General features: G+C 42.5%; 22 protein-coding genes. 4 read left to right on the top strand and 18 right to left on the bottom strand.

Annotation, left to right across the window (positions count from 1 at the left end; all coding sequences use genetic code 11):
• Positions 1-213 precede the first annotated feature (213 nt).
• The 5 genes from B5E53_RS16695 to B5E53_RS16675 are packed head-to-tail and all read right to left on the bottom strand — an operon-like array spanning position 214 to position 4,517.
• Positions 214-708, bottom strand: coding sequence for a winged helix-turn-helix domain-containing protein (locus B5E53_RS16695; protein ID WP_087282377.1), 495 nt, complete (start codon positions 706-708; stop codon positions 214-216).
• On the bottom strand, positions 686-1,318 hold the full coding sequence (locus B5E53_RS16690) for an ABC transporter ATP-binding protein (RefSeq protein ID WP_087282379.1): 633 nt from the start codon (positions 1,316-1,318) through the stop codon (positions 686-688). Before B5E53_RS16690 ends, B5E53_RS16695 begins: the two co-directional genes overlap by 23 nt.
• Positions 1,319-1,329: 11 nt before the next feature.
• Positions 1,330-2,775: an ABC transporter permease gene (locus tag B5E53_RS16685; RefSeq protein WP_204245541.1), complete on the bottom strand. Its 1,446-nt coding sequence runs from the start codon at positions 2,773-2,775 to the stop codon at positions 1,330-1,332.
• A 4-nt stretch (positions 2,776-2,779) separates the two neighbouring features.
• Positions 2,780-4,000 carry an ABC transporter permease gene (locus B5E53_RS16680; protein WP_087282381.1) on the bottom strand — a complete coding sequence of 407 codons (1,221 nt, stop codon included), beginning with the start codon at positions 3,998-4,000 and terminating at the stop codon, positions 2,780-2,782.
• A 16-nt stretch (positions 4,001-4,016) separates the two neighbouring features.
• A complete protein-coding gene (locus B5E53_RS16675) occupies positions 4,017-4,517 on the bottom strand; it encodes a hypothetical protein (RefSeq protein ID WP_242963797.1) in 501 nt (166 codons plus the stop codon).
• Positions 4,518-4,691: 174 nt separating this feature from the next.
• Here B5E53_RS16675 and B5E53_RS16670 point away from each other — a divergent pair, with 174 nt between their 5' ends.
• Positions 4,692-5,378 (top strand): response regulator transcription factor, encoded by a 687-nt coding sequence (locus tag B5E53_RS16670; RefSeq protein WP_201310237.1) that lies wholly within the window; start codon positions 4,692-4,694, stop codon positions 5,376-5,378.
• Positions 5,371-6,669, top strand: a complete 1,299-nt coding sequence (locus tag B5E53_RS16665; protein ID WP_087282388.1) for a HAMP domain-containing sensor histidine kinase — start codon at positions 5,371-5,373, stop codon at positions 6,667-6,669. The genes B5E53_RS16670 and B5E53_RS16665 overlap by 8 nt, the downstream gene beginning before the upstream one ends.
• Positions 6,670-6,761: 92 nt before the next feature.
• On the opposite strand, the gene B5E53_RS16660 is transcribed toward B5E53_RS16665, so the two are convergent.
• The 11 genes from B5E53_RS16660 to B5E53_RS16610 form a co-directional block, all read right to left on the bottom strand.
• Positions 6,762-8,006: an ATP-binding protein gene (locus B5E53_RS16660; RefSeq protein ID WP_087282390.1), complete on the bottom strand. Its 1,245-nt coding sequence runs from the start codon at positions 8,004-8,006 to the stop codon at positions 6,762-6,764.
• Positions 8,007-8,080: 74 nt separating this feature from the next.
• A complete protein-coding gene (locus B5E53_RS16655) occupies positions 8,081-8,917 on the bottom strand; it encodes a tyrosine-type recombinase/integrase (RefSeq protein ID WP_087282392.1) in 837 nt (278 codons plus the stop codon).
• A 238-nt stretch (positions 8,918-9,155) separates the two neighbouring features.
• Positions 9,156-9,644 carry a hypothetical protein gene (locus B5E53_RS16650; RefSeq protein ID WP_087282393.1) on the bottom strand — a complete coding sequence of 163 codons (489 nt, stop codon included), beginning with the start codon at positions 9,642-9,644 and terminating at the stop codon, positions 9,156-9,158.
• Positions 9,641-9,946 (bottom strand): hypothetical protein, encoded by a 306-nt coding sequence (locus B5E53_RS16645; protein ID WP_087282444.1) that lies wholly within the window; start codon positions 9,944-9,946, stop codon positions 9,641-9,643. The genes B5E53_RS16650 and B5E53_RS16645 overlap by 4 nt, the downstream gene beginning before the upstream one ends.
• Positions 9,947-9,968: 22 nt before the next feature.
• Entirely contained in the window at positions 9,969-10,199 is a 231-nt protein-coding gene (locus B5E53_RS16640) for a DUF5348 domain-containing protein (RefSeq protein WP_087282395.1), read from the bottom strand.
• 300 nt (positions 10,200-10,499) lie between these two features.
• Positions 10,500-11,111 carry a Type 1 glutamine amidotransferase-like domain-containing protein gene (locus B5E53_RS16635; protein WP_087282399.1) on the bottom strand — a complete coding sequence of 204 codons (612 nt, stop codon included), beginning with the start codon at positions 11,109-11,111 and terminating at the stop codon, positions 10,500-10,502.
• A 219-nt stretch (positions 11,112-11,330) separates the two neighbouring features.
• Positions 11,331-12,338, bottom strand: a complete 1,008-nt coding sequence (locus B5E53_RS16630) for a C45 family peptidase (protein WP_087282401.1) — start codon at positions 12,336-12,338, stop codon at positions 11,331-11,333.
• Positions 12,339-12,759: 421 nt separating this feature from the next.
• The gene (locus B5E53_RS16625) at positions 12,760-13,392 is read right to left on the bottom strand and encodes an ABC-2 transporter permease (RefSeq protein WP_242963795.1); all 633 of its coding nucleotides are present in this window, start codon (positions 13,390-13,392) and stop codon (positions 12,760-12,762) included.
• Positions 13,389-14,240 (bottom strand): ABC transporter ATP-binding protein, encoded by an 852-nt coding sequence (locus B5E53_RS16620; RefSeq protein WP_087282405.1) that lies wholly within the window; start codon positions 14,238-14,240, stop codon positions 13,389-13,391. Before B5E53_RS16620 ends, B5E53_RS16625 begins: the two co-directional genes overlap by 4 nt.
• 2 nt (positions 14,241-14,242) lie before the next feature.
• Positions 14,243-14,617, bottom strand: coding sequence for a GntR family transcriptional regulator (locus B5E53_RS16615; RefSeq protein WP_087282408.1), 375 nt, complete (start codon positions 14,615-14,617; stop codon positions 14,243-14,245).
• A gap of 215 nt (positions 14,618-14,832) precedes the next feature.
• Positions 14,833-15,357, bottom strand: a complete 525-nt coding sequence (locus tag B5E53_RS16610) for a flavodoxin domain-containing protein (RefSeq protein ID WP_087282409.1) — start codon at positions 15,355-15,357, stop codon at positions 14,833-14,835.
• Between the two features lie 389 nt (positions 15,358-15,746).
• Between B5E53_RS16610 and B5E53_RS16605 the strand changes: the two genes are divergently transcribed.
• Together B5E53_RS16605 and B5E53_RS16600 are read left to right on the top strand one after the other, a co-directional pair.
• Positions 15,747-15,932 (top strand): hypothetical protein, encoded by a 186-nt coding sequence (locus B5E53_RS16605; RefSeq protein WP_087282411.1) that lies wholly within the window; start codon positions 15,747-15,749, stop codon positions 15,930-15,932.
• An 8-nt stretch (positions 15,933-15,940) separates the two neighbouring features.
• Positions 15,941-16,582, top strand: a complete 642-nt coding sequence (locus B5E53_RS16600) for a hypothetical protein (protein ID WP_140401523.1) — start codon at positions 15,941-15,943, stop codon at positions 16,580-16,582.
• A gap of 86 nt (positions 16,583-16,668) precedes the next feature.
• Here B5E53_RS16600 and B5E53_RS16595 read toward each other — a convergent pair whose 3' ends face one another.
• Both B5E53_RS16595 and B5E53_RS16590 read right to left on the bottom strand, forming a co-directional pair.
• The gene (locus B5E53_RS16595) at positions 16,669-17,073 is read right to left on the bottom strand and encodes a winged helix-turn-helix domain-containing protein (protein WP_087282415.1); all 405 of its coding nucleotides are present in this window, start codon (positions 17,071-17,073) and stop codon (positions 16,669-16,671) included.
• Positions 17,063-17,452, bottom strand: coding sequence for a metal-dependent transcriptional regulator (locus tag B5E53_RS16590; protein ID WP_087282416.1), 390 nt, complete (start codon positions 17,450-17,452; stop codon positions 17,063-17,065). The genes B5E53_RS16595 and B5E53_RS16590 overlap by 11 nt, the downstream gene beginning before the upstream one ends.
• Between the last annotated feature and the right edge of the window lie 7 nt (positions 17,453-17,459).

Genomic DNA, 17,459 nt, shown 5'->3' with positions numbered 1-17,459 from the left:
GTAACAGCCGGGCTTCTTTTCGCTGTAAGCATCCGGATCAGCATTATATTTTTGATTATTTTCAGGAACATAGAATGTCGAAAGATCCAGGATTCCTGGATTATGGAAAGGCCTGGTCCAATGAGGTTCCGCTAAAGACCTCTCCGGCATGGTGTCCGAAGAAGAAAAGCAAATAACAAATGACTTGGAGCCGCCCTCACGGACGGCTCCTTTCTATGTTTCCGGATCGAATTTGTAGCCTACACCCCAGACAGTCCGAATGTATTGCCTGTCAGTATACTCCCGAAACTTCTTCCGGATGCTGTAAATCATACACTCAACCTTGGCATCCACACTTACAGGGATGTCATCCCAGACTGCTTCATAGATCTGTTCTTTGGTAAATACCCAGCCTGGATGATTTACAAGAAGCAGTAAGATATCAAACTCATAATGTGATAGAAATACTTCATTCTCCGCTGCTAATATCCTCCGCTGATCTGGATAAATAACAAGCCCACGAAAAACGATCTTTCTTATGTTCTCTTCCTCACATTTATACTTAGCAGAATATCTTTTTAATACAGCCATAATTTCATTTAAAATAGCCTTTTCTGTATCATCAAATTCTGCGAGTAAAATATATCCTATATTCCCATCTCCAATCAAATAACTTTTTCTAACGGGTTCATATAGATTGCAGCCCTTACTCTGTACACAATTTGCCATTCTTTATTTCATAAATTTTATCTGCCTCTTCTGCAAGTAGTTTACTATGAGTTACCACAATTACACTTTTTCCCAATTCGTGTGCAGTTTTCTTTAGCAATTCAATAATTTCCCCTGCCGTATCCTCGTCCAAATTTCCAGTGGGTTCATCCGCTAAGAGCACCTTGGCTTCACTTGCCAAAGCACGGGCAATCGCCACACGCTGCTGCTGGCCACCGGAAAGCTGCAGCACATTCCGCTTCCAGTCTTCCCTTGGAATACTGACTTCCTGTAATAGCTTCTCTGCATCTTTCTTTCCACCTAGCTTCACATTTTCTTCCGTTGTCAAATAATCGATCAGGTTGTAGTTCTGAAAAACAAGAGAGATATCGTGCCTCCGGTGATAATTCAGCCCCTTTTTACGAATATCCTCTCCATTATAAAGAATGGTTCCTGATACCGGGTTATCCAAGCCCGCTAAAAGGGAAAGAAATGTGGTTTTTCCTGAACCACTGGAACCGACAATCGCATAGAACGTAGCTTCCTCAAAAGTGGCAGATACATTTTTTAGAATTATTTTATCCCGCTTCGATTTATAAGAATATAAGACATTTTTCGCCTCTAAAATCATTTCCATTCCTCCTAACTCATTTCGCTTAAAATATCTTTCGGGTTCTTGCGGAAAATCAGGACGCTTGCCGCACCTGTAGATAAAACAATCAAGACACCTACGCTAAGACTATCTGCAAGCAGCATAGTAGAGGTAATCTCTGTTTCTACATCCGTGACGGTAAGTTCCGGCGCCTGATAATCGGTGGCAACTTTGCCCGTATCCATTTCATCCTGCAATTCGGCCTGTTGTGCCTGCTGACCCACCAGATAATCAGCAGCGGCATTGGAAACTGCCGGAGCAATCAGGAACGAAAGTGAAAGCGCCAAAACGCCGATCAGAACAGCTTCGGTTAAAATCTGCAAAAATATTTTTCCCTTTGCAATTCCAATGGACAGAAGTATGCCAATCTCATTTGTTCTGTTCCTGATCCAGAAAATAAAAATCAAAAACAGGATCACAAAGCTTGCTCCGGTCACGACCAGAAGCAGCGTGTTACTGATTTTTTCCAAATCATTGAAGTTGGAAGCCATTGTGTCAAGATTTCCGTTGTTGTCGATCAAATCATACCATTGCCAGTTAATATCCGTTTTCTTGATGGCCTCCTTTACCGCATCGTAATCATCCACATTTGCCACTTTAAAATAAGCCTTTTCATACAGCGGATCATCCTGCTCCACCTTCTCAGGAAAATGTAAATCCGTGAAAATAACATTTTCAGAGCGGTAAGTATCACCGGACATATAAGGTTTCATCTGTTCTTTTACCTGATAGATTCCTACAATCGTTGCCTCTTGCACGGGTTCCTCCGCTTTTACTGAATGAAATTGCAGATGGTCGCCGACCTTTAGCTGGTTTTTTTCTGCCAGTTCTTCGGAAATGACACAAACATTTGTATCATCCTTTGTCGTCATCCGTCCCTCCAGGATGGTAACATTGCCGCTGAGGACATTGGCGTCCATTGACATATCCCGATTACCAATCAAGGCTACACCCTGAAAATCATTGGTCTGGTCTGCATCGGCATCCTCAATCCGTTCAAAATTTGCCTGTTTTACCGCAGTAGGAACCGTGGTTATATTATAGTCGGCGATTCCCTCCACAGCAGCAATCTTTTCAATATCATCAGCTTTTAATGACTCAAAGGAATGATCCGTCGTTACCATCAGGTTTTCGGAACCCATGACAGTCACGTTTTTCAAATGGACTCCACCATAACTTCCCTGACCGTCCGGATTGCGTTCTAATATTTTTTGACTGGCTTCTTCCAATCGTTGGCTTCTGCTCTCTGGATTATATTCCAGTAAAAATCCTGCGCCGATGGCCTGCCGTGTACTGTCTTTCGTAGCAATGTTTGCAGAACGGCTTGCCATACCAGACAGGAAAAGCAGACTGATGATACAAACTACAAGCAGAAGCAGCAGACTTTTAACCGGCTTTCTAAAACAGGAACGAATTGCCCGTTGCAATAAGTTCATCGTATTATCCCTCCATTCGTGACAGAATATCTTTCGGATTTGCACGGATTACTGGCAGCAAAGACAGCAATACAGCAATTACAACCACTCCGCTGCCAATCCCCAATAGCAATGCGATATCGGTAAATTGTAAGGAAACCTGCAGAGAAACGCCTGTTTCCACAGAAGACAGCAACAGTTCTGTAAGGCTTCCTGCAGCCAGCGAACCTAGACCGCAGGAGCAAAGCAGGGCAATGAGAAACACGGCTGCCGCTTCCAAAAGAGCCTGCAAAAAGATAGTGGCTTTCTGTTCGCCCAAGCTGATAAATACAGCCATTTCCTTTTGTCTGCTCCGCATCCACATACAAAGCAGTAGGGAGACAATCACCGTGCCGGCGAAAAAGGTAAGCAAACGCATCAGTGATACCACCCTTGTTATTTGTGTTAATGGAGCTTTCATCTGCTGATACAGGGCATCCGACGTGGTAATGTCCGCTTTATCCTGCAAAATGCCCTGTATGCTCTCTGCCAATGGATCTAAAAGCTCCGGCTGACCGGTATATGCCGATACTTTATAAAATCCGCTGCCGTCAAATAATTCTAAATATGCCGTATTATCTATATAAATCTGATTTTCCATCCGATAGACGGCAAGTGTATTGTTTTCCTGCTGGCTTTCATTACCAGTAAGATATTCCCCAATCACTTCCACGGTAACAGCTTTTCCGTTTTCTGTTTCAAAAGAAAGTGTATCGCCAATCTGCAAACCATTGTATTCTGCAAATCCCGCATTAATGACGGCGCCATATTTGGTTTCCGGCTTGACCAGTTCACCGTCTGTCAGCCGATAAGACTGATCCGCAAAGGGACTGTCTGTATCCATATCATCAAAGGATAGCAGGCTGACTTTCAAGTTGTCCGGTTCTGTGGAAGCGCTTGCGGTCACAGGCGCAAGATCTGTTAAATATGCGGATTGCTGCCCCATTCGATTGATGGACGTTACCTCCGCTAAATTTTTAATCATTTCGGCTTCTTTGTCTGTAATCGGATTGGCGGTGTCTGAAATTTCACATACCACTTTTGCTCCTGCTTTTTCCTGCATGGCAGCCTCTGTGCTTTCTGTTGCGTGTAAAATCATGTTTGTACTGAGGATCATGCTGTTGACAAAAAGGAAAATCAACAGCAGCAGCACCGACTTTCCGCGTTTCCGCATCAGATAAAGGAAGCCTCTCTTATAAAAAGGCATCGATCTATCCCTCCTGTTAATTAAACCGGGTAATCAGCACTTTTGTAGCATGGATTTCCCCATCATCCTGTGTTTCTCCATAAACATAAACAGACGTAGATTTTTTTACATCGGAAGCCGTAGCCGCTTCTAATTCCACTGCGCCGGTGGAACTGTTGATGTTGGCAATCTGGAAGGTACAATCTTCTCCATAAGAAACCGTAGTGCTTTCCATGCCGCTTTCCATTCCCTCTGCCGCTGATTTTGCTATCTGCCCATCATCCTGATCGGGAACGACCTGAAAACTTCCATCCTGAAAATCAGCTACGCTGCCTCTTAAACTAGCTGTCTCTACCAAATTGTCCAGATTTGTTGAGTTTTCGCCGCCATCGTCCGATGCTCCTGTGTCACCAGCTTGATTCTCACTCTGACTGTTCACAGATGTCCCACTATCTGCGGCCTGTTCCCCTTTGGAATTTCCACAGCCTGCCAGTGAGAGTGCAAAAATCAAGACTCCAGTTACCATTACTAATTTCATATGTTTCATTTGACATAGCTCCTTTCTGTTTTATGGGCCTATCATACAAAAAAACTTCTGTAAAACTCATCTAAGAAATAAAGAAATCGACCTCAGTTTTTAGAGAACTTTTAGAGGATTTCTTTGCTATACTTGTTATACTGATGATATGAACTAAAAAAGGATGAATGGATTATGAAAATATTGCTTCTGGAGGATGACCTGGATCTATGCGATCTGATACAGAAAGAATTATCCAAAAGCGGGCATACCGTAGACTGCTGTAATGACGGGGAAACAGCCATGCTTTACGCACTCAATAAAGATTATGGCTATGACCTTGCCCTTGTTGACCGGATGCTCCCCATTATAGATGGACTGACAATAATCAAGGCGATGCGAAGAAAGGACATACAGATTCCGGTTATTATTATTACCGGTATGTCTGCCCTCGATGACCGGATCGATGGTCTGGACGGCGGAGCGGACGATTATCTGGTTAAGCCGTTTCATATCCGGGAGTTACTTGCCCGGATAAGGGCATTAACCAGGCGCTCCAAAGAGATCCATGACGATGTAATATTAACTTACGGGGATCTGCAGTTTGACAGAGAAATAAGGGAATTGACCTGCCATGAGCAAAAATTAGACCTGACAGGAAAAGAGGCGGAGCTTCTGTATACATTTATGAAACAGCCGGAAACCCTTTTTACAAAAGAACAGCTTGTTTTAAAGGTCTGGGGAACTGACTCGGATATTACTCCAGGAAATATTGATAATTATATTTCCTTTCTAAGAAAAAGGCTGAAAGAGCTTAAAAGCTCCTGTATCATTAAAACAGTATATGCTACAGGCTACAGATTGGAGAACACTCATGCTTAAACAATTATCCAACCGACTACATCTGTTTTTAGCAGGAATCCTAATGGTCATCATTACTTTGATCCTGTGTTTTTCCCTCTGGAATATGTATCAGTCACAACAGCTTGCTGATATATCCTATATTCAACGTATGACTTCCCTGATCATCTATCAGTTGGAGGATGATACTTCTAACCCGCAAGCGGTTCTCTCAAACTATGAAAGTGGGACAAATGTTTACAGCATTTTAGAAGATTCTGAAGGAAAGGTGCTATATCAAAGTATTCCTGATACCGGTACTGACTTTGCCAATCTCTTCCAAAAAATAAGTAACAGCATTTCCACGGAAAGCGCAGCGGACAGTCAGAAATTTCAGACGGTAACGGAACAGGGCGGATTTATAGAAATGGATGGAGCAGATCATGACCACTATTATGCTATCCCGGCTACAGTCAGCACGAAAGCGGGAACAGTTTATACATTAGCTTTATTCTATGAGCGGACATCTATTGTAGACCTGCTGTTACGGGAAGCGCCAAAGTATTTATCTATTTGGATCGTTTCCCTGATCAGCATCCTCTTTATCAGCAGGTTTCTCCTGCGAAAAGCCTTTGAGCCAACTGAGCAGATCCTGCAGAGCCAGAAAAATTTTGTTGCCGCTGCTTCACACGAATTAAAATCACCGCTGGCTGTTATCATGGCAAATGTTGAAGCAGTCCATAATACAGAAATACAAGACCCCCAGGCACAAACCTGCTTGAAAACGATTGACTCAGAATGTAGCAGAATGTCTAAGCTCGTAAGAGATATGCTTCTCCTTGCGTCTTCTGATGCTGATAAATGGACCATCCAGAAGAATGATGTAAATATTGATACACTATTGATTACACTGTATGAAGCGTTTGAGCCAGTATGTATCCGTAAATCCATCTTCTTAAAACTTGATATTAGTGAAGAAAGCTACCCTGTACTCTATACAGACCGGGAACGACTGTTCCAGATCTTAAGTATCTATCTTGATAATGCAGTCTACTATTCACCAGAAAACAGCACCATTGAGATACGAACAAAACAGACTTCTAAAGAATTGACCTTTTATGTTGTTGATCATGGGTGCGGAGTGGCTGAAGAAGACAAACCTTTTATATTTAACCGTTTTTACTGTGCAGATAAATCACGAACAGATAAATCTCATTTTGGCCTGGGATTAAGTATTGCGAAAGAACTCTCAAGAATACTTGGAGGCAAAATAGGATTTGAAGATACGGCTGGTGGCGGGGCCACATTTTATTTGACTATACCTCTGAAATAATGAAACAAAATAGTCAAAGATTAATTATATGTATAAACAAACGGGATATTAATTGGAGCCGCCCATTTGGACGGCTCTTTATTATCACTGAGTTATATATCCTTCCCATCTAGCAGAAAGTCGATAATATTATAATGGACAATTCCATTCCTGCTCATATCTACGATGTCGCTGCTGATCACATATTTCGGATAATTGTCATCGATCTTCTCCAGATTGCCAAATTCTCTTGCAATGCAGTCCTCTGACAATACATAGGCCACCTGGATATAGAGTTTCTTCTGCCCTTTGTAACATACGAAGTCAATTTCCTGAGTATCCAGTTTTCCTACTTTCACCTCATATCCCCGGCTCAACATTTCCAGATATACCACATTCTCCAACAGTTTACTTGTGTCGATCTGCTCACTGGCTTTGCTCACATTACGAAGCCCGATGTCACCAGCATAATACTTTTCTGTTGAAGCCAGGATGTTTTTCCCTTTTATATCATATCTTTCCGCTTTTGAAAGGATCATACCTGCCTGCAGCTTATCAATATAATTCAGCACCGTGTCCACTGTGGTTGATTGGCCGGCTGATATCAGGGAACGGCTGATTGAGCGTGCAGAGAACGGATTTCCGATATTGTCCAGCAGAAATTCCAGCAGCTTTCGCAAAAGACTCTCATTGCGAATGGCATATCTGGAGAGAATATCTTTCATCACGACAGAATCATAGACATCCTCCAGATATGTGCGGACGGAATGTTCATCCGGCAGCACCAGGCGCATCGGCAGACCGCCATATTTCAGGTAATTCGTAAAAAGCTGTTCCCTGGTGTATGGGAGTCCATTGACCTCATAAAATTCCTGTATCTCGGACAACACAAAAGGATACACATGAAAAGAAACATATCGGCCTGCCATATTTGTTGCCAGTTCACCGGACAGCAATTTGCTGTTGGAGCCTGTCACATAGATATCGCAGTCAAAATCAATCCGGAAGGAAGGGATGACTGAGTGCCACTCTTTCACATGCTGAATTTCGTCAAAAAAGAGATATACTTTTCCATCCGCCTGCTCTGCCCGTTCCGTGACGTACTGATAGAAATTATCTGCATCCTCCAGCTTTTTAAAACGCCGGGACTCGAAATTGATCTCTATGATATTTTCCTTTGGCACTCCACGCTCTAAAAGAAGATCCCGGATCTGCGAAAGCAGGATCGTCTTTCCACTTCTTCTAAGGCCGATCAATACCTTGATCAGATCCTGGTCAATGAATGGACGTATCTTATCCAGATACAAATTTCGTCTTATCATCTCCATACATTCCACGTCCTTCGTTAGTTTTGTCATTATTATACCTCACACTTTTATTATAATCAACTTATTGTCTGTCTATGCAAAGACAATTATATTCTTATAGTTACTTACAACAGGTTTGATTTCTCCTTCATCTGCTCCCGGCTTGTATTGGTATAGATCAACGTTGTCCGCTCGCTGGCATGGCCAGCCTGATTTGCGACTTCCGCAATTGTATATCCCATCTCCAGGGCATGAGAGCAGAAGTAATGCCGGAGCGAGTGCGGTGTAATCCGGTCCGAACACTGATTGAAAAAACGGCTCACACTGCTGCGGTGGAGCTTTCCGCCATTCCTGCTGACAAACAGGTACTCAGACTGAGAGTTTCTTACCTTCAGATACTCCCGGACTGCATGGATGATCTTGTCATTAATGAACACGATCCGCTGCTTATTGCCTTTTCCAGTCACCAGCAGTTCCCTTGCCTGAAAATCAATATCTGTCAGGCCAATACTGATACACTCGCTGACACGCAGGCCGGCATATGCAAGGATCACCGCAATCGCATAGTTTCTCTTTCCAGTATCCACAAGTACCTTCTGGAGAAACGCCTCCACATCTTTCTTTTCTATTTCCGCCGGGCTTGCAATTTCCTGCTGGAATTTCAGCCGGTCCTCTGCCGTGATGACCAGATCTTTCTGAACTCCAATCTGCACCAGGAACTCATTAAAGCTGGTCAGAGAGGACAGTTTCGTATCAATGCTTTTAAACTTCAGTTTCTTAATGTTCTGCAGGTATGACCGAAAATCCAAAATGTTGGTATGGTAAAGCAGCGTCGGCGCCTCCCCGAAGGTATCCATATACCACCGGTAATATTCATTTACATGACCGCTATAGGTCTTAATGGTATTCTCTGACTTGCCCTGTCCTCTCAGGAACTTTTTATAATCATCCAGTAATGCCACGGTTTTCCTTCCTCTCTGCGATTATGTTGCGCTCACTTCTCCGTGAGATTTGCGTAATTATGTTGCGTCCAGATAGGATTTCTTCTGTCTTTCATGCCTCCAACACAACATAATTGCTATTATGTTGCGTTCAGAAAATGGCACGGTTCTGACACACTTCCTATATATCATCCATACGTTTCACGGCATAAAAACGCAAAAAGGACAGCAGATTTTTTCCGCTGTCCGATCTGGATGATTACAGGGGGCTGCTCGCCCTTTTGAAAATCCGCTTCCCGTCTTTTACCTCAACGGTGAAGCGCTGGGCTGGTTTGGACTGTTTCTTCCGTCTCTGGCACTCAAGCAGTTCTTCGTTCATCAAACGTTCCCTCCGGAAGTCATGAAGATGGAAGCTCTCACGATATCTGTGGAAGAAACGCATATAATACTCCCGTCTCCGTGTGAAGATCATATCAGAGTCACCGTTAATGGAGTTCAGAAGGCTCTGCAGCTGTCTTGTGATCCGATAAGGATTGCCCGGCCGGTTCGTATAGAGTTTTCCGTATTTGCTGGATGCCTTCAGAACGATCCTCCCGTCAAGGTCACTTTTCTGCAGCGTTACCGCATCCCCTGTCCGAATCGGCATCTGGTACATCAGCCCGATAAACGCTGCTTTTTCCAGTTCCCCTTCCGCAATGAATTGTTTCATCAGCTGCTTCCCCATTTTTGCTTTTTCATAGGAAATCATCCTCCGTCTTCTCCTTTCCTGACAGCTTCCAGGATTTTCTCTCCCTGCTGTACAAACACCTGCTTTTCCGGTTCTTTTTCATAGATCTTCCAGAGCCGCTGATGCAGAGCCTCCAGATCCCTGACATCTCCCTGTGTGTTATTTGCCAGCATCCGGAGAAAAGGGAAGATCATCGTATGCCGGATATTCTTCCCAGCCAATACAGACTTCTGTTCCTGTCCATACACCTCATAGAGACATCCCAGGATAATATCCGGATCTGTCGTAAACCGGATCTCCGGTTTCACCCATTCCTTTTTCATCTTCATCCACCCCGCTTACTTTTTAGCTGTAACATCCGATCTGAACTGTCAGACCTTCCAGCCGCAACTCCGGCAGTCCTACCAGATACCAGTCCTCAGACATTTCAATCCGTGTCGGCACCCAGACCTCATTCAGCCTAACGTCCAGGCACTCTCCGCAGTGCAGTCCTCCATAATATTTCCCATCGTCAAAATGGATGTCGAACCTGTCAGATTCCCGATCATACTGTAATGTACCTTTTTTCTTTGTCATAATGATTTCCTCCTGTATTTTTCATTTCATAAGAACAATAGGGCTGCTTTTTAACGGGGTGGACAAATTTTGATATTTTCATAAATTTATTTTCCGCAGGACTTCATGCAGCTCTGATACTTATTTCATACGTAGGAGGCCCACAAAGAGCAACAGCAGGAAGAGAAGTTCAGAATAGAAAAAGCAGGAAACCGTTCAATGATTTCCTGCTCGGTGGTGCCGCCGGTGGGCGGCTGGTATTCAGTTTTGAAAGTTCGGGTCAGGTGGCCCAAAGACGAAAAAACAACAGCATTCAATTTATTAAATAATTTCCTGCCGATTTCCTTTAATCAATACAGTTTGACCGTCAGCCAATTCAATCAAATCGTTCTTCGATACTTCTCCACAAGGGCTTTCTTTTTCAGCGTGTGGTATCAACGGATTTGCTAAATATCCTAATCCATCGGAAAAATTTCCAGCAGCAATCATACTACCTGCGCTGATTCCCAGATACACCAATCCATTCTCTATTGCTTGCTTTAGGGGCTTCAAAAATCCTGTTCTGTTTATTTCGATGAGAAGCGTATGGGCATTTCCTCCACAAAAAACAATCATGTCATATTGAGTGAGTTCTTGAACACTCATTAAGCGAAATGGTACAGGTATGTCACTGATATAACTTGAATATGTTCTTTTATATCCATCGGAAAGTAAAAACGCAAGATTATATATAAGAATATTATTCATAGGTATTCCCATATTCATAAGGCGCTCCATACATACAATGATTCCTTCTCGCGCACCATCATTTCCAACTGCAGCGGATGGAACCAAAATTGCTTTTGTGTTAATCGGTTCTTTTCCGATGCATTTCCAAAATAATGCCATAGTCTTTTCGTTTAAGCCACTTGAAGTTAAAAAAAGGGTTCTCATAAACTTAGTCCTCTTTTAATTATCATAAATTACGTTTTGTCGCTGACTACATTATACTGCACTAATTTTCAAAAGAAAATAGATTTTCTGGAAACATGCTGGACGGGAACAGCTTGCAGTGCAAGGTGTTTCCGGGCGGAAAATCTACAAAGAGAGTAGCTGGCGGCATCCAGCGCAGGGGAAGTGTAGTTTCCCTCCTTTCTCCCGGCGTCCGGCAAATCAAAAACAAAAACGGGTATCTTCTTTGAAGTTGCGGCGTCCGGGATTTCCCTCACTCCGATAGATCTTATGCTGTTTCAGATCATAAATAACAGACCATACGGTATCTTTGCCGGTACTCCTGTCATATTGACAGAGAAAACCATAATTGCCGGATAACAGTTTCCTCGCAAATACCAGATCAAATTTTTTAGTATTTTGGAAGGCAGACATCATAGTTTGAAACCTTGTCTCTGCAAACCAATCATCAATACCAGCTCTGTTATATTGCATCATATTTGTAAGATGAAAAGCATTTGTATCACAGACAAAAGGATGCGTATTACTTAATGATGTTGTAACTTCTACACGATCCGGAGTACATTCAACAAGTGCTATCTTTCCCGATATATCCGCCAAAGTCAATGTCTGGGCGGAAGCGATTGGTAATTGATGTAAGCAAGAGATGGCTTCCGATACATTTTTGCATTTTTCTAATAGATATCTGAGAAGCAGGCCCGCATTAAATCCTGGCTTGTGCTGAATAGGGTAAACTGAAGTCAGTCCAGCAGCCAGACCATATTCATTAACACCATCTTCAACCTCTACAAAAGCGGTTGTATTCCCGGTAAAAGAATATGCCCCATCAGTCAGCCTATATATTACATTCATATTCAACTTTTCGATTTCTGTTAGAAAGTCACTATTCCGTCCCAGGAGAATTTCCTGCCCGGTCGTGAACGCAAAGCAAGAGCAGTTACAGGTCGGCGGCATAGAGTACATACTAAATAATACTGCCTGCAAGATACGAACATCACAATGCTGTCCGTCTGCAAGTCCCTGAATTTCTTCTATGATTTCATGGTAAAATTTCTCATAGATGGGAAGACAGGATGAAGCATAGTCGATTCGTTCCTGTGAAATTTCAAATGGAATATTTTCCAAAATTATATTTTGGTGTTTCAACAGTAAGGAACCCCACCGAAAACCAGCTTCATAGTGTGTTCCCCTAAAATGTGCATGATACATTTTTACACGCTCCTTATTGATTAGATAAAGAGCTACCGGTAACTCTTATCTAAGGGTAACTGAATAAAAATTTTTAGTCAAGCCTCGCTTTATTATCATGATATAGAATGTAAAGGGGAGAGATTGCCGACTGATAATGTCAAAGAATTGGATGCAATCGAAGTGCATTATATGTATTGTAAAGAACTCCCATCTCAACGGATGGGAGCCTTCACATTCTCATGGCATGAGTTGGTTCATGCCTACATTATTTTATCATGTATATGCTGTTCCAATCAACACTGCCACCGGTGCAGATCGAGGAAATGAAAACTGCCGTTGTGGGAATGGGTGTTCCTGCAGCGGCAGCTTTGGTTTTTCTTATATGGTTGTTAAAATGGTTCTATTACTCACAAGGCAGCTCTTCCTGCTTGCTCAACTGTCAGGTAATATCTTTCTTTTGATAAGCCATTACAGCAATTTTGTGTGAAATGAAAAAGATAATCACTGCTATAATAAGTACGATATTAAATGACATAAGGATACTATCTTTTACGGGAATAATCAAATTGACAAGTAATACTAGCGCAGTAATAATTCCCGTTGCAGCCAGAAACGACATTATAAAGACAATTTGTGATTTGTCAGGGTCAAAAAAATATGCGCACGGAAGGCTGATACTGCCAGCCAGTAAAGAGGCGCTTATCCCTATGGAGCCGTAGAGACACAAAGAAGTTAATGATATTCCGCCGTCAATGATTGCAAGTACGCCACAGGGAATGAGTGTTGCAATAATTCCCAACACGGAAAGAATAATATAGAGAATGAATTTTTCTCCGATAATCTGGCTCCTTGATACCGGCATGGTAATTACATTCTTGCTCCATTTCGAGTTTTCGTCACTTGTGATACTGATGAAAACTGCAGTTGTGGCACACGGGGGAGCCAAAACTAAAAGTGCGCTGGGTTCCAGTAAAAATGAAAGCCCAAACCCTAAAACAATTAAACATACGATTGTTACAAGGATATTGCTTTTGGCAATATACAGATCTTTCAATATAAGTCCTTTCATCATCTTTCCCCCTTTACATAGAGAAGCATAATTTCGTCAATCGTTGCCGGAACAACCATTGCTTTTGGATATTTCTTCTGCATTTTCTCCCTGTCTGAAACCAAAATCTGCCACTCGTAGTCCATTTTCCGATATACAATGATATCGCTTTTATCTAAGGCATCAAACTGGGCAGCTCCACATTTGATTATGCCATATTGCTCAGTCAATTCGTCTTTCGGTTTGAAGAAGACCACTTTCCCCTCATGGATAAACACGATATAGTCAGCTATTTTTTCTAAATCACTGGTAATATGGGAAGAAACCAGTATAGAATGTTCCTCATCCTGGACGAAATCTAACAGCATATCCAGAATATCATCCCGGATCACAGGATCAAGGCCACTGGTCGCTTCATCTAAAATCAGCAGTTTTGAATTGTGAGACAATGCGACGGTGATTGCCAGCTTCATTTTCATTCCTTTTGAAAATTGACTGATTTGTTTATCGGCGGGTAATGAAAATTGTTTCAAAAGAGACCTATAGGTGTGTTCATCCCAGGAATGATAGATATTCTTCATAACCCGGTTGAGCCGTTTGGGGGATAGAATTTCCGGGTAATTGCTGCCGTCAAAAACAACGCCGATCTGTTCTTTGGTATCGTTATCCAGTTCTTCCTTTCCCATGATGGAAATCTGACCTGCGTCTTTCTTAATAAGCCCCATAACAGCGTTAATTGTCGTGCTTTTGCCTGCACCATTTTCTCCGATCAGCCCTACGATGGAACCCTCCGGAACATCGAAAGAAACACGATCTAAAACAAAGTCCTTATACGTTTTGGTAAGCCCTGAAATCGTCAACGCATTATTCATTGTCACTCCTCCTCATACAGTAGTGTCAGCAGATCAACCAATTTATTAAGCGATATACCGCTTGTGCGGGCAATCTCGATTGCTTCGCTGAAATGTTCCTCTATTTTTTTCTGCTGCTCTTCCAGATAGAAATCTTGATTTTGGACAGAAACAAAACATCCCTTTCCTGCGGTTGTTTCAATAAAGCCATCTTCCTGCAATGTGGTATATGCCTTTTGAACCGTTAAAATACTAATATGCAATGATTTTGCTAATGACCTTACAGACGGAATTGCTTCGCCAGCTTTTAACTCACCGCTCATGATCGCAGCTTTAATTTGTGACGCTATCTGCTCGTATAAAGGCCGGCTTGCCTTATTGCTTACGACTATCTCCAAATTCCCACCACCATTCCGTTCTTTGGTGTTATGTTATTACAAGTACAGTATAAAACACACAAAAACAGTTGTCAATAGAAAAAGAAAAAGTAGAACAGTAATTTTACCATTCTACCTCTGTGACCTGATTATATATTTATACGCCGTGCGCTACTCTCGTTACGATTCCATTTCTCCATCAAAAGCCATTGAAAATATCTCGTTTCAGGATTGCCTTACTTTATCGCCTCTACAATTTGATCCAGAGCATGGTAATCAACAAAGTCTACTGTTGAATTAAAGGTTTCTATCATCGCCCTGTCTTCAGCGTTTTTCTTTTCTTCCGGAAGTTTTCTCGCCTTATTATATAAAAGCGTCATCATAGTTTTATGCTTGAAATTTAATTTCTTGTAATCGATGCCGCCCCGTAAATGGAACATCATTGTATTATCCATTACCCGGGCAGGCACTTGTCTGCGTATGGATCGTCTTATATTATTTATATTTTCCTCATCGCTTACATCGGCTAATCCCACGGTAACGATGATCAGCCTCGTATTTTCCGGCAATGCCTTGATGGTTGCCTTCAAGCCTTTGACACCGCCTGCATACAAGCCGCCAAAATGTATGACTACATCATAGCCTGACAGTGCTTTTACCTCTTCATAGCTTATACATGGAAGATCCATGATTTCGGAAAATTTCTCTGCGTATCGTTTTGTCGTACCATACTGAGTACCATAAACAATCAGTTTCTTCATAATCCATCTGCTCCATCACTTCGTATTTGTCACCTTTTTCATTATACAATGACCTCTGGTTTTTGCAAATAGAGGAATGTAAACTTACACCGAAACCGCAAATACTATATATTGATATTTTTCATTGCTTTATTCCACATATAGTTGTATACTAAATCTGTAATCATTAATTGTGTTTATCCGGAAAAGGATATGCTGTTTAGGTTTGTAATCAGTCAGAGGGATATTCTGCCACCAGGGCAGTACCTTCTGGCTTTTTATTTTGCAGAGATCTCTGTACGAAGTTTGAGAATGAGCATCCGGCATCATTCTCTTTTTTTATGCCTGAAAGCAGGAGAGGAGGATTGAATTAAATTTCCGGAGGAACACCCACAAAAAAGGAGAAAAGAATGGATTTAGTATTGTATTATTTGAAAATGAAGGTTACGCAACAGCAAGAGGGGATAAAGGGGTACAGGATATTCTGGCATCTTCAGCCGATGCCGGATATATTAAGGACGGCACCTATCCCATTATTTTTAGATTGCATCCATATTGTTGGAAATGGTGGATCAGCCCGAAGCAGGAGGAAATGAACTTTTCTATGTTCACCCCCGATTCCTGGCTGGACAGACCTTTATGGAAGAACAAACCTATCCAGCAACGGTTAATCGCCGCACTGAAAGATTGGCAGAAGAAATACCTGCGGGCAAATGAGACAATCAAGCTGATCAGCAACGGTAAACATATCTTATATCACTGTGAGGTGGAAAGCGTATGTGGAGATGCAGAAATCTACTGTTTTGATTCTGTCATAGATACCATAGAGGATCATGCTCAGGCAGAGATCATCACAGGGAACTCTTTCATTAAGAATGTGCAGGGAAACGCTCAGATCCAATGCCTGGATGACCATGCTATGATCTCTAATTTGTGCGAGAATGCAGTTGTCCATAAGATGAAAGATATTTCACTTATTCGTCATGTATATAGGGATAGCCAGATCCATACCATGCAGGACAACTCCCGTATTCTGAGCTTGAATGGAAATACACGGATTGGAACAATGAACGGCCATGCAATCGTTGACCTGGCATCGGGCCAGTCAGTCATTGAAAAGGTTTCGTGTGGCTGCGCTGTCCTGGGATTATCTCATGACGTGCAGATCAAAAAAATAGAAGCCGGAGCTACAGTCCTCCCGCTTCATGTGGATGGTTATCATGGCTCGACCATACCATTCTCATAATAGAAACTGTAGTAAATATCTTATGAAGAACTCAAGGGACGCTGTGTAAAAAACAGCGCCCCTTGATGGCTATAACGATTATTATATTATGCAATCTCAAACCGATACCCGACACCATATACGGTATCAAGATACCGGGGGTGCCGTGGTTCCTTCTCCAGCTTCTTCCGCAGGCTGCTGATCAGACAGTAGGCACTACTGTACATTTCTTCCCCGACATCCGTTTCTCCATAGATCATGCGACAGATCTGAGCATAGGTATACACACGTCCCGGATGCCGGGCCATGACTGCAAGGATGTCAAATTCCCTGGCAGTCAGAGGCACCTCTTTTTCCTCCACCATAACCTTACGTTGGAGCGTATCCAGAAAAAATCCCGGATATCGGATCTGCTGCGGCTCCATGTAGATTTTTACACCTTCCAAAGTCTGGAGTTTTCTCTTGAAGCTGCAGATCTCCGGCAGCCGCTCCTCTGGAAATTCAATCACCATTTGTTTCTTCAGAATGTCCCAGCTCCTTCCATCTCTTCAATTTCTGGAAGCTCTGCTCACTGATGTCATGCTCAATCCTGCAGGCTTCCTGTTCCGCTGTGGCATCCTCCACACCTGCCTCAATCAGCCAGTTTTTAAAATAGCAGTGCCTTTCATAGATTGCCTCAGCCGTCTCCCGGCCTTTTTCAGTTAAGTGAAGGAAATGGTCCTCATCTTTAACCAGGAGGCCGCCTCGCTCCAAAATAGAAACCGCGTGGCATACACTGGGCTTTTTCACACCCAGATGCTGCGACACATCAACAGAGCGAACCATTCCTTTTTTCTGCTGCAGGACAAAGATAGCCTCCAGATAATCTTCTCCAGATTCGTGAAGTTTCATTACGACC

This window comes from Eubacterium sp. An11, from assembly GCF_002161065.1.
In the GTDB taxonomy this organism is placed as follows: domain Bacteria; phylum Bacillota; class Clostridia; order Lachnospirales; family Lachnospiraceae; genus Anaerobutyricum; species Anaerobutyricum faecale.
Note: the sequence above shows the minus strand (reverse complement) of the source record. Positions and strands in the feature narration are given on the sequence as shown.